Annotated in this window: 12 protein-coding genes; 10 read left to right on the forward strand and 2 right to left on the reverse strand. The window is 41.8% G+C overall.

Translation table 11 applies throughout. The features are described from left to right. Positions 1-135 precede the first annotated feature (135 nt). From BLU33_RS12420 to BLU33_RS12455, 8 genes are all read left to right on the forward strand, one after another. Entirely contained in the window at positions 136-582 is a 447-nt protein-coding gene (locus BLU33_RS12420) for a hypothetical protein (protein ID WP_091373092.1), read from the forward strand. A gap of 3 nt (positions 583-585) precedes the next feature. Further along, positions 586-1251, forward strand: coding sequence for a hypothetical protein (locus BLU33_RS12425; protein ID WP_091373095.1), 666 nt, complete (start codon positions 586-588; stop codon positions 1249-1251). 38 nt (positions 1252-1289) lie between these two features. Beyond that, on the forward strand, positions 1290-2033 hold the full coding sequence (locus BLU33_RS12430; RefSeq protein WP_091373099.1) for a sensor histidine kinase: 744 nt from the start codon (positions 1290-1292) through the stop codon (positions 2031-2033). A gap of 47 nt (positions 2034-2080) precedes the next feature. Continuing rightward, entirely contained in the window at positions 2081-2743 is a 663-nt protein-coding gene (locus tag BLU33_RS12435; RefSeq protein WP_172829248.1) for a response regulator transcription factor, read from the forward strand. Positions 2744-3084: 341 nt separating this feature from the next. Next, positions 3085-5139: a hypothetical protein gene (locus BLU33_RS12440; protein ID WP_091373101.1), complete on the forward strand. Its 2055-nt coding sequence runs from the start codon at positions 3085-3087 to the stop codon at positions 5137-5139. 443 nt (positions 5140-5582) lie between these two features. After that, positions 5583-8153 (forward strand): phosphatidylglycerol lysyltransferase domain-containing protein, encoded by a 2571-nt coding sequence (locus BLU33_RS12445; protein WP_091373103.1) that lies wholly within the window; start codon positions 5583-5585, stop codon positions 8151-8153. A gap of 5 nt (positions 8154-8158) precedes the next feature. Beyond that, positions 8159-8857 (forward strand): AcvB/VirJ family lysyl-phosphatidylglycerol hydrolase, encoded by a 699-nt coding sequence (locus tag BLU33_RS12450; RefSeq protein ID WP_157682133.1) that lies wholly within the window; start codon positions 8159-8161, stop codon positions 8855-8857. Positions 8858-8863: 6 nt separating this feature from the next. Next, entirely contained in the window at positions 8864-9625 is a 762-nt protein-coding gene (locus BLU33_RS12455; RefSeq protein ID WP_091373108.1) for an AcvB/VirJ family lysyl-phosphatidylglycerol hydrolase, read from the forward strand. A 7-nt stretch (positions 9626-9632) separates the two neighbouring features. On the opposite strand, the gene BLU33_RS12460 is transcribed toward BLU33_RS12455, so the two are convergent. After that, positions 9633-10262 (reverse strand): hypothetical protein, encoded by a 630-nt coding sequence (locus tag BLU33_RS12460; protein WP_091373111.1) that lies wholly within the window; start codon positions 10260-10262, stop codon positions 9633-9635. 72 nt (positions 10263-10334) lie between these two features. Beyond that, positions 10335-11648, reverse strand: coding sequence for a BamA/TamA family outer membrane protein (locus BLU33_RS12465; RefSeq protein WP_091373114.1), 1314 nt, complete (start codon positions 11646-11648; stop codon positions 10335-10337). Positions 11649-12107: 459 nt separating this feature from the next. Between BLU33_RS12465 and BLU33_RS12475 the strand changes: the two genes are divergently transcribed. Both BLU33_RS12475 and BLU33_RS25395 read left to right on the forward strand, forming a co-directional pair. Beyond that, positions 12108-13673, forward strand: coding sequence for an SAM-dependent methyltransferase (locus BLU33_RS12475; protein ID WP_091373118.1), 1566 nt, complete (start codon positions 12108-12110; stop codon positions 13671-13673). 104 nt (positions 13674-13777) lie between these two features. Continuing rightward, complete coding sequence (locus BLU33_RS25395; protein ID WP_091373121.1) at positions 13778-15739, forward strand: eCIS core domain-containing protein; 1962 nt, start codon at positions 13778-13780, stop codon at positions 15737-15739. Positions 15740-15775: the final 36 nt, after the last annotated feature.

Genomic DNA, 15775 nt, shown 5'->3' on the forward strand with positions numbered 1-15775 from the left:
TGCCAGGAATTTTATAGCTTTACTGCTAACCAACTGATAACAAACATTATAAATCATACTAAAAAACCCTAAAAACAATTCATCATGAGATCACTAAAAATTTTCACCCTAGCATGCCTTGCAATTTGCATCGTTATGTCCCTTTGTAAATGTCACTCAAAAAATCCAAGCGATCATATCCCTTACAACAAGGACAGCGCCCAGGTACACATTATCCCGATTGATACAGCCATTAAGCTTACCTCTACTTTCAGACTTATCCAAATGCAGATGGCCCGTAAACTGCATGATACCGCTTACATCGTAAGTTTTCCGCTTGCTGAGAAATTTAACCGCGATGCTATAATTGCCTTACTAGACCAGAAAGGCGCCCGGGGCGTACGCATATATCTTGGCGAAGATAAATCCGGCCCTGTAAAAATGGTGCTGGTAGCTGTCGACAGCCTTAACAATGATATCACCGGCCGTAGTGGCAAGGTGATGAAGTTTACCAGCAATACCCAGGACGGTGTAGCTCTTGAGGCCGGCCAGCGCTGCCCCACCTTATGCAGTGTTAACAGCGTGCTTAATAATAATCAATAGTCAATGGGTGTTGTAGTAAACTTTATATTGAGCGAGGCCATTATTATCCCCATAATTGTGGCCCTTATACGTATTAAAAAGATCGATAAGATATATTACCCGCTGCTGATATTACTGCTGATCGGGATTTTGTCGGAGTTGGCCAGCTTTATTTGCATTAATGCATTTAAAACCAATGCCCCGGTTATTAAGATATACAGCCTGGTGGAGTGCTGCATCATATTATATCAGCTTTATCTATGGAAAAATGCAGTCAGATCCCGGCCTATGTTTATAGTGCTGGGCCTGGTTTGCGTTATTTTTTGGGTGATAGAAACAATAGTATTTAAAAACATCAACACGTTCAGCCCCTATTTCAGGGTATTTTATGCATTTGTTATTGTATTGCTCTGCATCAATCAGATAAATGCTATGATGTTTTACCAGAATGCGGTCCTGTTGAAAAATCCTGTGTTTATCATCTGCCTGGCATTTATTATATTATTTTTATATCAGATCATTTACGAGGCATCATACTTTATTGGTTCTGATAAATCGGAGGTAGCCAATAAAATAATCATGGGCTTTAGTTATCTTAATTTCTTTATATATTTAATGTGTGCTGCCGGCATCTACTTTATGGGCGGCAGTAAGAACGACCCATACAGCCACTATTTCAATGGCCGTTAACATCAGCCCGGCTTTACCAGTATTATTAATGCAGCAGTATGCCAGATAAATTATTTTACACGGTTGGTATTACGTCGATACTGATAGCCATTGTGATCATTTTTTTTGTCATATCGGTTATCAGGTATCACAAACGATATATGCAATTGCAGAAAGAGCGTATACAGGCACAGATCATGATGCAGGAGCAGGAGCGCAAGCGCATAGCCAATGACCTGCATGACAGCCTCGGTCCTATGCTGTCAACCGTGAAATTATTCATGAATAGTATAGCTGTGAATAATGATACTGACCGGGAATCGCTTGACAAGGCTTCAGGTTATATTGATGAAACCATCCATAATCTCAGGGAGATAGCGTACAATCTTCTGCCCAGCGGCCTTGATAGAAACAACCTGGAAATGGTGGTGAATGAATATATTGGCCGCATGGGTAGCCGCCAGTCGATAAAAATAATTTTTAGCGTAACAAAAGATACCGTGATACCTAAAAAAACGGAGATACATTTATTTCGTATTATACAGGAGATCGTTCATAACACCATAAAACATTCCGGTGCAAGGAGCCTGAAACTGGCCATAACCAGCCAGCCTGACGGGTTATTCCTGGTATCAGAAGATAATGGGCGAGGGTTCGATCCGGATAGCATACGCGCCGCCTCGGGCGGCCTCGGCTTAAAAAGCATTGAGAACCGATGCCAGATGCTTGATGCTGATTTTAAGCTCATTACCTCTAAAAATAAAGGATGCAAAATGATAATTAAAGTGCCGGTTAATAGTTAATATTATTTAATTTTAATCAAATTTCATACCCACCTAATTTATTGCTGATGACCGATATCAATATTGTAATTGCCGACGATCATGAAATATTTTTGGATGGCTTATCGCTTATGCTGTCCAGGCATCCCGGCTTTAAGGTATGCGGACGCGCATCAAACGGGCAAACACTAATTGATATAGTGAACCGGGAGCTGCCCGATGTGGTGGTAACGGACATCCGTATGCCGGTAGTTGATGGTATCCAAAGCACCAAACAGATACTGGCAGTACACCCCGATGTGAAGGTTATCGCACTTTCGATGTTTGATGAAGAGAACCTGATCATCGAAATGCTTGAAGCCGGGGCCAAAGGTTACCTGCTTAAGAATGCGCATAAGGACGAGATTGTGGATGCCATCATCAGCGTTTACCAAAATAAAAATTATTACTGTTCACAAACCTCTTGCTTATTGGCTTCCATGATTGTGCGCAGCAAGGCCAGCCCGCTCACCCAGCCACAAGTAATTTTGAACGAGCGTGAGAAACTTATCATCCAGATGATATGCCACCAGCAAACTACTCAGCAAATTGCTGATAAGATTTACCTGAGCAAGCGCACGGTGGAGGGCTACCGCGTAAAGATACTGGAGAAGATACAAGCCAAAAATATAGCCGGTGTAGTGATATTTGCACTTAAAAATAATATCATTAAGGAAGAAGATGTTTTATAAATAAGCAGACATTCCATTCTCCATATTTTCAACTGTTCGTTCAACTCAATAAAAGCAGTATCAGCAATGATAGCTGTTTCCCTTTTTTCAAACTTCTTACCGAAATCAATTTCACAAACGTGAACCGGTAGCTGTATCCTGCCCCCTTTACTCCGCGTAGTTGTACACTTAAAATTGCGTATAAACACGTCTCAACATCAGGTAGTTGCCCTTCAAATTCAGTTGCTGTGCCACCATAGCTTTGGGTAGCTTAAAAAAACAGCTCAAGCCCGGAAGCCGAAAGGGGAAAAATGAGTAGGCACAATATTTTGCTGCTAAGCGGCTAGCTAATAACCAAGATCATGAATGAGAAAGAACAAAACCTGCACAGTTTAAGAGACTCCTTCAATGTCCTCCACGTGTCGGGCCATCCAACAACCGTAAAGGCACTTGCCAATTTTAAAGAACAGGTCGCCGCTAATTCAGGCAATACTTATTATGAACAGATTCAATCCGTATCTTACAATCCCGACCTGCAATTACTGGAGGCGATTGTATCAACCAAAAGAGACTCAGGCTATAATGGCAACCTGTGCACCATCGGCTCATACGCCTTTGTACGATTTTACCTTAATTATGGAAACGGCTGGCAGGACCAGGGTTACAGTGCCGTTAACGAGCATGACATACCCACAGGTACCGACTGCACCAAAAGCCCCGAAAAGCCGCTCAGCTATTCGGCGTCTCTTAAAATCGTCCCAAAAACCAATAGGTGCAGCGTGCATGTACTGCCTCAGGTTAGGGCGGTACTTGAGTGGAATCAAATTCCTCCGGCGAATGATCCTAATTATTCATCAGTATGGGGCAACACTGTTGATGATCATATACAGATAAAGCCGAAAAACGAATTTGTTGTAGCAAATCCCATTTTCAACCAGTTGGTTGAGCTTACGCTATTGCACCCAAGTTTGAAACTGGCTGACGCGGCAAATCTTGTACCCGGAGGCCAAACAGCCCTCGAGGAATTAAAAGCTGCAGTAAATGGCCAGCCGCTGGAGTTAAGCAAATTGGCAGAACTATATAAAGGCAATAAGGAAGTATCAGCGGCGAGGTTTGGCTTGCAGCAGGTACTGCCGGTTTTGCAAAGCTATGATACTGCCGAGGTGGCCAAAAATATTGATGTATGGAATAAGCTGGGGATAGACTTTAATGCTGTATTGGCTGAACTCAGCGAAACCAATGCAAATGTATCGTATGAACAGCTTGAAAGCACAGGTCTTGATTATAACCTTGAACAATTTGTGGCTTCGTTCAGGGTAAAAAGACCTGCCGGTTACTCGGGCGACCTGTGCACCAATGGCAGCCTGGAATATGTGGCTTTTTGGGCCGATTGGGGCAATAACTGCCAATGGGACTATGTGGGTACCACCACAGTGAATGTTCACGATATTAATGACATCCCAAAAGAAGGTCTGTCATATGCAGCCGTGCTGCCATACGATTTTAATAAAGTGCGCAGACTATGCTCAAAACCTGAGGTAGTAAAAATCCGCGCGGTGCTGTCATGGGGTGTGGCACCTTCGGTAACTGATGCCAATAAGCTCGAATATTGGGGAAACCGGCTGGATGCTTACATACAGATTAAACCGGGCATTGGCTCAGGTGTATTGGCGCCTATATTCAATATTTTGGGAGGCATATCGGTTGATCAGATCAGCGATGCAAATGGATTGACCATCCCCGGCGCAAAATTCGCGCTCAACCAGGCAGCGGTTAACGACTATAGCCCGTTCGGCGGTGTCATAGTCATACAGGGCCCTTCGTTTGTTGGTAATAAATACCGCATTAAGGTAACCGATCTGAATACGCTAGCCTCGTACTATGTGAATAACGATTTTGTAGCTGTAGGCTGGCTGATGGTGCCGCCATATGTACAGTACACTACGGTATCAGCCGATGCGAATTTTTATTACGACTATCAAACGTTTGATAAAAATACCGATAACGTACTAGCGAGATTCAGTCCTGGAACCAACGACCTGCTGAGGATCGACCTTGAAATTGAAGGCGTTGCCGGAACTTTCACCAAGTATATCCAGATGGATAACCTCTCACCGGTGATCAGTTTACAGATCGATGACCTGGGCAACTGCTCACATTATAAAGTTGGCGACATTATCACTGGTTCATTCTCGGTGTATGATGCCCACCTGTTGAGCTATTCACTGGTGAGCAGCTTTGGCGGTTCAGTTAACGGTACTTCCAATACCTCCAGCAACTTTAGCTTCCCAACTGCGGGTACTACCTCGCCGTGTGGAAAGGTATCGCTGGTGGCTTATGAAAGGACGATATACGACAGCCAATGGACAAATAATTACAGTTATACCGAACAGATTATTTGTTTACAGCAAAAATAAAAAGAACTGAGCGAGTCAGTAGTTAATAGTTAGGGGTACCTGTCCGGGGCTTTGGGCAGACTTCGGTCTGCCCTGCTCTGGCAGGTTTTTTTTATCAATAGTGTTAAACCCCTGTTTTGATTACCTGTAAAGCATATGAGAATATTGTCCAGGGTGCTACAATATGAAAATTCTGATGAACATGACCATTCCGTTCCGGTAAAAGGCTAAGAACCTTTGCTGAATAACAAATGATTTATAAAACTATTGACTGTTGATTGCGATTTTACTTACCGCCAACATAAATCGGTATGCTAATACACACACGAAAATGCCTGATCAGGCCTCTCAAAACATCCAATATGACAGTAAAAAGACGAATGAAAAATATACTGGTTTGGAAATAGGTTTACCTTTGAACAACTATCTACACCTTATAATATAGATAATCACTTTTTGATTTCATGTTAAAAAAGCTTCTTATAAAACCCAGATTATACCTGAGTGAAATTACCGGTCTACTATTATTAATCCTCGCTATTTACTTTATCAGAAGTCAGGGAGAAGAGCTCAAAAATGTAGGCAATTATATCCGTTTAGGTAATCCGTTGTGGATCATTATAGGAATTGCCCTTACAGGTATATATATATGCTTACAAGCGCTTATGTACCGGGCCAGCTTCCGGGCGGTTCAGTTAAAACTAAGCCTTTGGGAATCAACTATTCTATTTTTAAAAAGAAACCTTATCAGCATTTTTCTTCCCGGGGGAAGCATAACATCCCTGGCCTTTTTCACAAAGGATATCCAAAAAGAAACCAGTGAGGAAAGCAGGGTTCGGATTCACTTTGCGAGCACCATATATGGCTTTACGGGAATTGTCTCCATAATTATTATTGCAATTCCGGTATTAACCTATTTAACACTAAGTGGCGATAGTTGGAAAAATGCCAACGAGGCTTTAGCCATCGTAATTTTCTTCCTCATATTAGTGCTGTACGCCATAACGTCCTTTATCAGAAAAGGATGGGTGTATCGCCTATTGAGCAGATTTATACCTAAAATAAGTACAGAATTTAAAAGTCATCCGGATTTTAAGTTGTGGTTTTCCCTTGTAAATGTTTATTCGATCTTAATAGATTTTGCTGGTGTAGCACATCTCTACATTGCAATGCTGGTTATGGGTGCAGATGCAAGCTGGAAAATAGCGCTGATAGGTTATGTTATCGCTACCTTAATACTGGTTATTTCTCCATTTTTAAGGGGAATTGGCGCTATCGAATTTTCGCTTACGGTTATATTAAAGCATTATGGATATTCAACATCTGAAGCATTAGCCATAACTCTTATATATCGCTTATTTGAATTTTGGCTCCCGGTAGTTGCAGGCATTGTTAGCTTTACGCTTAGAAAGGGCAACATGGTACTCAGGGTAATCCCGGCATTTTTACTTTTAGGACTAGGCCTGATCAACATTATTTCAGTACTAACACCGGCGCTGGCATATCGCGTTAAATTGTTAAAATCTTTTTTGTCGGCCGATACTATTTCTGTATCCAATTACCTGGTATTCATCGCAGGCTTACTGCTTATTATTACCTCCGCGTTCCTTTTTAAAGGATTAAAGAACGCATGGAGGTTTGCCATCTTATTATGCGTGATATCATTAATTGGAAACTTGACCAAGGCAATTGATTACGAAGAGGGAATAGTAGCCCTTTTTGTTGTATTAGTACTTTGGTTTACCAGAAAACAATATTATGTAAGGCATAATGTACGCCTGCAAACAATTGGTATAGAGACCGCTATATTGATATTTTGCGGAATTACTGTTTATGGCGTTACCGGGTTTTACTTTTTAGATAAGCGGCATTTTGGTATTGATTTTCATCTGCTGGATTCTGTTAAACACACCTTTTACAACTTCATTTTGCTGGATGTGAAGGATTTAGCTCCCCGTACAACATTTGCCTTTGTATTTTTAAACACTATTCGGATTAGTGGAACCTTATCAATTGGCCTGATTTTTTATGCGTTGCTGAAACCCTATTTTGTTAATATTGAACATGATGATGAAGACTTTACAGCGGCCCGGGAACTCGTTGATAAACTGGGAGCATCACCGGTAGATTATTTTAAAACCTATGAGGATAAGCTGCTCTATTTCGGTAAGCGGCGCGAAGGCTTGATCTCCTATAGAATGGCGGGCAGCTTCGCCGTCGTACTTGAACAACCTGTTTGTAAAAACAAGCAGGATGAAATGGTCCTACTTGAAGAGTTTGAAGAATTCTGCATTGAATCGGGCTTACGATCGACCTATTACAGAGTTGACGAGAAAAGTTTGCAACTTTTTCAATCCCTTGGCAAAAAATCGTTAATCATTGGCCAGGAGGCAATAGTTGATCTTGACAAATTTACGTTAGAAGGAAAAAATAGAAAATCTATGCGAAATGGATTAAACAGTCTTCATAAGAATGGGTTCAAAACTAAAATTTATGATGCGCCAATTAAAGACGGTTTACTTCAAAAATTGGAATTTGTTTCTAACGATTGGCTGAAAAGCACTAATCGGGAGGAAATTGTTTTTACCCAGGGAATGTTTGATCGGAGGAAGCTAAAAAATCAAACCATTATAACCGTTGAAAATGATGACGAACAGGTTTTCGCTTTTCTGAATATCATTCCGGATTTTGTGCCGGATGAAGCAACCTATGACCTGATAAGAAAGACAAGTGAGGCCCCGGGTGGAGTAAGCGATGCACTTATCATCGCATTAATAGACTATTGCAAGGTTAATAGTTATAAATATCTTAACCTGGGCTTGGCGCCGCTGTCCGGAATTGACCAGGCAAGGGACTTTCCGGAAAAAACATTAAAGTTCGCCTATGAAAGGCTTCAGCAGTTCAGGCACTATAGAGGGCTTAGAGATTTCAAGGAGAAGTTTTTGCCTGCATGGCAAAATAAATATCTGATCTATGAGAATCATTATGATCTGATCAGCTTGCCAAATGCCCTTAATAAAGTAATGAAACCCTGAAAAAATTGAGACGTTTTAAATTCCCACTCCTGCTATTATTCGCTTTAACTATTGACCATGTTGATGCCGCGCATATGATTGGCCCTGTGCGGTCAAAGTATGCTACAGATTTACCTATTATTATTACTAAAGCAAAAACGGACAAGGATGATAAATTTGTTCTTTTTATTTCAGGAGATGGCGGGTGGAATAGTTTCAGTCAAAAACTCGCTGACAGCTATAGCTCCAATGGATTCAATGTTATCGGATTGAACAGTTTCAAATATTTCTGGAAAAAGAAAACACCCCAGGAAACAGCTAATGATATTGCCGTGCTATTGAATACCTACATAAATGAATGGCATAAGCAGAAGATCGTCATATGTGGATTTTCATTTGGTGCAGATGTCACCCCCTTTATCTACAATCGCCTGCCCGAGGCTTTAAAAAATAGGATAACCTTAGTCCAATTAATTTCGCCTTCTTCATATACAGATTTTGAAATTCATGTCATGGATATGCTGGGGTCAGGTAATGCTGTTCGGTCAATGGATATTGCGGCAGAAGTTAAATTAATGAATATCCCTGTAACCTGTTACTATGGCGAGGATGAAAAAGAAAAGGCCCTAGGGTTAATAAAAAAATCTAATTTTAAGGTTGTTATTTTGACCGGGGATCACCATTATGCAAAAAGCTATCCCGAAATAGCAAAAAATGCGCTATAATTATAAATGCTTTTACAGGTTAGGTATAACAATTATAAAAACAGCTGGAAGGAAATTTGTATCTGCCTGTTAGTTGTGGTCTCTTTGAGCAGTTGCGGCCTTTTGCTAAAGAAAAGAACAGTTGCAAACAGAGGTGTTGAAACGGAGGAATTTGGACTTCCTTTAATTATATATCAGCCGTCAAACCCAATGTCCCCAAAAATGATCGTGTTGCTTTCTGGTGATGGAGGCTGGCTGGGTTTTAATGATACATTGGCTGTTCAATTCGCAAAAAGGGGCTATCATGTTATAGGGTTTAACTCCCGGACATACTTTTGGCATCAAAGAAATCCGGATGAAACCACAGCTGATTTTATTAAACTGCTCAGAAAATACAGCGTGGAATGGAAGACAAAACGAATTGTTTTGAGCGGTTATTCCTTTGGTGCCGATGTAGTTCCATTTATCTATAACCGGCTTCCTGATGATTTAAAAGCTAAAGTCAATAAGCTCCAGCTACTCTCCCCCTATTTATCCACAGACTTCAGGGTTCACTTTGCAGACCTGTTTACTACCGGGGATGATAACAGGGTCTATAAAGTGAAGCCCGAAGTGGAAAAGATAAGCATCCCTGTATACTGTTTCTACGGAGAGACTGAAAATCCGAAGCCGCTAGCTGATATTATGATGCAAAACTTTTTTGTTAAATTCCTTCCCGGAGATCATCATTACCAAAATAGCTACATACAAATTGTTTCGTCGTTGAGAAACAATAAAAAAGTAAAGTAAATATGCTTTATTGTAAGTTTACTTTTACTCCTATCTTATTAGACAAGCCGCGGGGATTTACATCCAGGTTACTAAAAGACATATGCATTCCGGTAAAGCCTGCGCTGGTATATATGGCCACCTTATGACTTAATTTGACCAATACTCCGCCCCCGCCAAAAGTGTACAGGCCCCTGTCTGTTACGTTCCTTGTACTTTCAACATGTGTCGGATCTTCCTGTTCATATTTTATGAAGGTGGAGTAACCAAGGTCCGCTACGACGAACGGGCATACAATCCAATCGGAAAAAGGCACATACCGAAAATCAGCAAGAACCGGCAATACTTTTACATGCCTGAGGTTATAGCCATTGTCAATATGTAATGTGCTATAATCATAACCAATACCAAGCCCCATAGCAAAGTGGGCTGTTGCATTATAATCCACAAACGCATAGCCGCCATCAAAGCGACTGTGGTGACATGTTTTGAAATATTGATATTCGCCAATAACGGAAAGCTTTTTATACCATGGTAAATCTGTTTTGGTACTGTCGGCAAATTGCGATTTTACCGGAACAGCTAAACAACTAAGGGAGCTGAAAAAAAATACCAGTAAAAGGCTTATTCTAAAGTAATATTGTAAGTGCTTAATCATAATATTAATGTGTGTGTATTCTGTTCTTAAATTTATGGTATGGATATTATCAATGATGGTTATGCTTTATGATTAAAATGTTTCATTTAAGGCTACGAACAGCCCTCTTGCGCCATAGTTGCCTACCCCATAATCCATGCAAATATTTGAGCGTGTATATTTATTAAACAGCAGGCGAAGCCCTCCTCCTTCTCCCGAATTCCATCTTTCAAATAAATGAATGTTTTGCTGATTACTCCCGGTCTGCGCATTTACAAATACGATGCCGCTCAACAGCTTATTTTCCGTAATGGGATATCGGTACTCTATTTCGTTAAAATAAAAGGAGGTGCCCTTAAATCTTCCGATGGTATAAGGACGGCCGCCTCTTTCATCCGCGTCAGCACCGGTGCCGGGTAATTCAAGATAAGGCAATGAACCTTTTAACAAGTAATCACCCCATAACCAGAATGCCAAAACATGTTCAGGATTAGCACTCGACAGTGACCAGTATTTTCTAAATTCAGTTTTTAATTGAGTGGCATTGTGTTCACTTCCCAGTGTTTCTGAATTCAGGCGAAGGACAACATCCGCGTAAATGCCTTTATAAGGCCTGTTAGGATGGTCGCGTGTATTATATTGTAAATTGAATAGTATCCCATTGGCCCAGTAACCGCCTAGCGGATAACCATTTTTTATACTGTACATGACATTATAACTGCGTCGTCTTGCAGCTCCCCTCCTGGGTCTATCAATATCCTGATACCCATCAACAATGACTCCCATACCCGCATAAAAATCATCAAACAGTTTGCGGTATACCTTTTCATACAGCTTCAAATAGGTATATTGAATAGGCATAACGTCCGGAGTAATGGTTACGGGTAAACCGTTGAGTACAAAACTGTCGTCTCCCTGATGCGGACGCCCGGTTCCCAAACCGTAATCCATGGCTATTGTTCTTCCAACTTCGTAATCACCCTGTAAATTCCACTTGTTCTCATTGCTAAAATCATTGTGTTTAAACTCGGCTGAAGCAAGTCCATTTGTGGATAGAAAGATATTTGTATTAAAAATAGAAAAAGTTGTATTGGCCGGATCACCATGATTTTCTCCGCCTGACAATACCAGTCCAAGTTCTAAACCATAACTCGGGGTATATCCAACAGAAGGAAAAAATGATAGATTAGAATGGGATTTGGCTGTATCAGCATCACCTTTACTTTTGACAAATGACCTGATAACATCTTGTAGATCTTTCGTTTTATACAATGAATCAACTGGCTGCATTTTAACGCTGGCAAATACAGCCTGGTTAAGTAAACAAAACGACAACAGCAAATTCCTGCAAAAATGCATGGTATAATGATAGGGGATTAAACGATGTAAAGATAAAAATCCGATCATTAGCTGCGTTGAAAATATTCGGCTCTCCGTTTTAGCTCAGCCAGGATAAACAGTTCCTCACGGAGGATACAAAACAGTTAACTATTTATAAATCTTATATTTAATATTATTTTTTTATAAAAAAGCAGATTATAACTAAGCTTTTTTTCACCATTATACGTTTTAAAAATTACCTGTAGATGACTGGGCCACTGTTCCCCAAGCCGGACGTTGGTGATATAAAAATTGAATGCTTGTCTGCCATTTGTATAAAAGCTGGTAAATTCAATTTGAAGCATATCCCCTGTTAGCCAAATGCTTTGGGTACTGGATATTCCTAGAGGCTTAACCAGACTGTTCCGTGCGCTTTGGGGAACCTGGTTTATTCCTCGTTGAGGCAAAATATAGCTCTCCAAATAATCCCCTTTGCCGGATGCGCCGAAATCTTATCTTTGATAACATCAAAGCCAGTTTAACTTGATGCACCTTTTTGAAACCAATAAGCCTTTTTCTGATTCACGCCTTTGGCAACTCCAGCGCGACTATTATACCAATGCCGGTATAAAGGCCTGGCGTAATGGCGACGTTCCACATTATATTACCAATAACCCTGCAATGGCTGCCACCTATGCCGAAATTATATTCGGTTTTTTACGCGACCGTGCAAGGATAGCCCCGCATCAAAAAGAAAATATTTATTTGCTTGAACTGGGTACAGGATCCGGCCGACTGGCCTACCACCTGCTCACCCATCTTCATACTCTTTGCAAAAATGCGGCATTTGAGGTACCGCCTTTTACCTATATAATGAGCGACCTGTCGCCCCATAACATTGCCTTTTGGAAGAGTCACCGAAAGCTCAAGCCATTTCTTGACAAACACTGGCTCGATTTTGCCTGTTTTGACGTAAATGCTTCCGACGAGATCAACCTCCAGGTAAGCGGTATCAAATTAACAAAGGGTACGCTTAAAACGCCCCTGCTTATTGTAGCCAATTACCTTTTAGACAGTGTGCCGCAGGACCTTTTTTATATTACCAAAAAAAAGGTATACGATGCCGAAACGGTATTAACCATTACCGGGGATTATAACGAAACAATGACACCCGCTGATATTATGCCACAGCTTCAGGCAAATTATCACAAGCTTATAACAGACCCGACAACCCGGTATTCCGAAAACGCGTTGAACCTGCTGCTGGAATATTATCGCCTGAATATAGATAAGTCATGGCTTTTGTTCCCGCATATAGCCATCAGGTGCCTTGAACGTTTGCGCAGTATATCTGCCGGGGGATTTTTATTAATCTCGGCTGATAAGGGTCGCCATCAGCTACCCGATCTGGATTATAATGAGCCTCCGCAGATTATTAAACATGGCGGGGGCTTCTCTTTAAATGTTAACTTTCATGCGCTTATCTCCTATTTTGCATCATATGGAGCACTATCGTTTAACACCAGGCAACACCACGAATCTATAAGCGTATCTGCGTTGCTGATGCTGGAGCAACCCGAAAATTATATCGAAACCGCAATGGCATTTCGCAATCATGCAGAACGTTTTGGTCCCGACGACGCTTTCCGCCTGAAAAAGCACTTTACCCGAAACGCATATGAATTGAACCTGGTACAAATGGAATCGTGCCTGCGGCTGCTATGGTTTGATACAAACATGTTTAAGGAACTGATACCCGGCCTGCTGATGTTAGCTGAAGATGCAACACCGAAAGAAATTACCAACATCAGCATGCTCTTATACGAAGTATGGAATAATTACTACGGTATTGGCGAAGAAGGTGATCTGGCTTTTGACATCGGTTCCATCTTTTACCAGCTATCGTGTTATAAAGATGCCTTATTCTTTTTCGAACGATCGTTAGAAGTGCACCCGCCCGATACAGCGGTACTATATAACATGGCCGGGTGCTATTATATGCTGCGCGATGACGAGCGGGCACTAAAATGGATTGACCAAACCTTTAAATTAAACCCCGAACATGAAGGCGCACAACGCCTTTTAAAAGAACTGAGCGAAGTAAAAAAATAAAAGCACATCAATGCACAATAAAAAGCTGATCAGCGTCCTTCGGCAATATTAAATAGATATTAATTCTTAAATTACTGAATCTCAAACACGTCAGCATACACGCAATGGACAAAGCAAAAACCACCAGGAGCCAGCAGCAGATACTTTCTCAGTCATCAGGCGGCAGTGGCGATAAAGCAGCCAAAGGCTATCCCGCTGTAACCCGGTTTGCACAGCCCCACGTATCATCCGCCGGTGGCAGCAATGCTTTGCCGCATCAGTTGCAACAGGGCGTCGAGGCACTGTCGGGTATGTCTATGGCCGGCACATCGGTGCATTACAATTCTTCTGCTCCGGCACAGATAGGCGCGCTGGCCTATGCCGCAGGAAACCAGATCCATCTTGGCCCCGGGCAAGAGCAGCACCTGCCGCACGAAGCCTGGCACGTGGTACAGCAAAAACAGGGCCGGGTTAAACCAACCCTGCAGGCCAAAGGATTGGCAGTAAATGACGACCATGCGCTGGAAACAGAGGCCGATGTAATGGGGCAGCGCGCTGTGCAGCCAAAAACAGCAGGCGATATGCCGGCATCGCCGCTTAACAACCCGGGGTTACAACCAGGTGATATAGTACAAAGAAAGATAGGATTTGAGTTTCAGGCGTATGACAGTATAACTATTGAGGGTGTAAGTTCAGTGGCAAATCCGTTAACACTGCCGAACAAAGACGGATTTAAGGTGGAAACCGATGTAGGTAAAACGTCAAATGAACTAGAAATCGTAACAGAAGCGGTAGAGGAAACTGATGCAGGCCTTATACGATTAACCCACATTATGACAAAGATCGGAGAGTTTATGAGGGAAGTAGATGATGAAAAAGAATTGAAAAAAATAACCCCTTTTCCCTGGAAGCCTGAAGTGCCGGAAGATGCTATTTTCATGGTCAAGTCTGGTAAACATTTCCATCCGCAAGCCACCGTTGGGGTGAAGTTTGAAAAAGTAGCCGAATTAATTCATTATATAACACAGGCCCCATTTAAGGAAGGAGGTAAAGCTAAGGAAACTATTACCCGAAGATTTAAAAAGGCATCAATAGGAAGCGACGAGACAGAAGATGATTTTGAAATAAAAGAAGAAGTAATGCCGGTTGCTGAGGTAAAGATGGAAGGGAATTCGGTCAAAATTACTGAGGCAGACAAATTCGGGTGGAGTGGACAAGATGATCAGCAAACATTTAAGTATGCATGGAAAGCCGGGCTTGAGAGAGCAAACGCTAATAGTAAACTAACGAGCGATAAAGTGAAGGGACTTGCAGCAATTTTTTATGGTTTAGCAGAAAATCAAACGGGTAAGCATGGTATAGTTCCAAAAGATCCCAGTTTCTTAAAATATTGGATGCCTTTTACATTAAGAAATGGTTTTAGGCCTTTTTTTGACAGTTTGGACGAAAAAGAGCAGGGCGAGTTAAAAAGTATCGGAGAAGAACTGAATGTACCCGTAATGCCTCCGGATGGAGAATTGAAGTCAGATCCGCCGAAAATAGCAGACATATTAAAAGATATGCTGGAAAAAGCAGGAAAATCGGGCGATACAAAAATGGATTTACTTCAAACCCTCAATTCTTCATACGGAAAAGGGGTGCTGGGCCACGGAGTGATTGGAGGAATAGAGAGGCCAGGCGATGAAAATCGATATAATTATAAAAGCTGGGGAATGGATACTATTGACGACATTGGCATCTCTCAAAAAGAAACAGAAAAAAGACGCGGCGCTATTATCGAACTAAGAAAACTAGGTAATGATGTGCCTGCCGAAAAGCTCGAAGAGTTTGCGCTGGCGGTTTTTAGTCTCGTCAGAGCGATCAATACCACTGACGGATCAGGGCCAGCGCGTACAGGGATAGCTATAGGTGCTACTGCTACCGGCTCGACAACAGAAGAGGCCAAGCTGGTATCCAGGCCGTCGCCACCGGTGCCGCCGCGGCCACGGCCGCCTTTGCCCACTGGAGATCGTCCACCTTTGCCCCCCCGCCCATCGCGGCAACAAATAGCGGAAATGGGGCCCCTCCCTCAATTACCTCTGGTATAACAACAGGTATTTATGCCGCATAAAACGCAATCAGAA

The organism is Mucilaginibacter mallensis (assembly GCF_900105165.1).
Lineage (GTDB): Bacteria > Bacteroidota > Bacteroidia > Sphingobacteriales > Sphingobacteriaceae > Mucilaginibacter > Mucilaginibacter mallensis.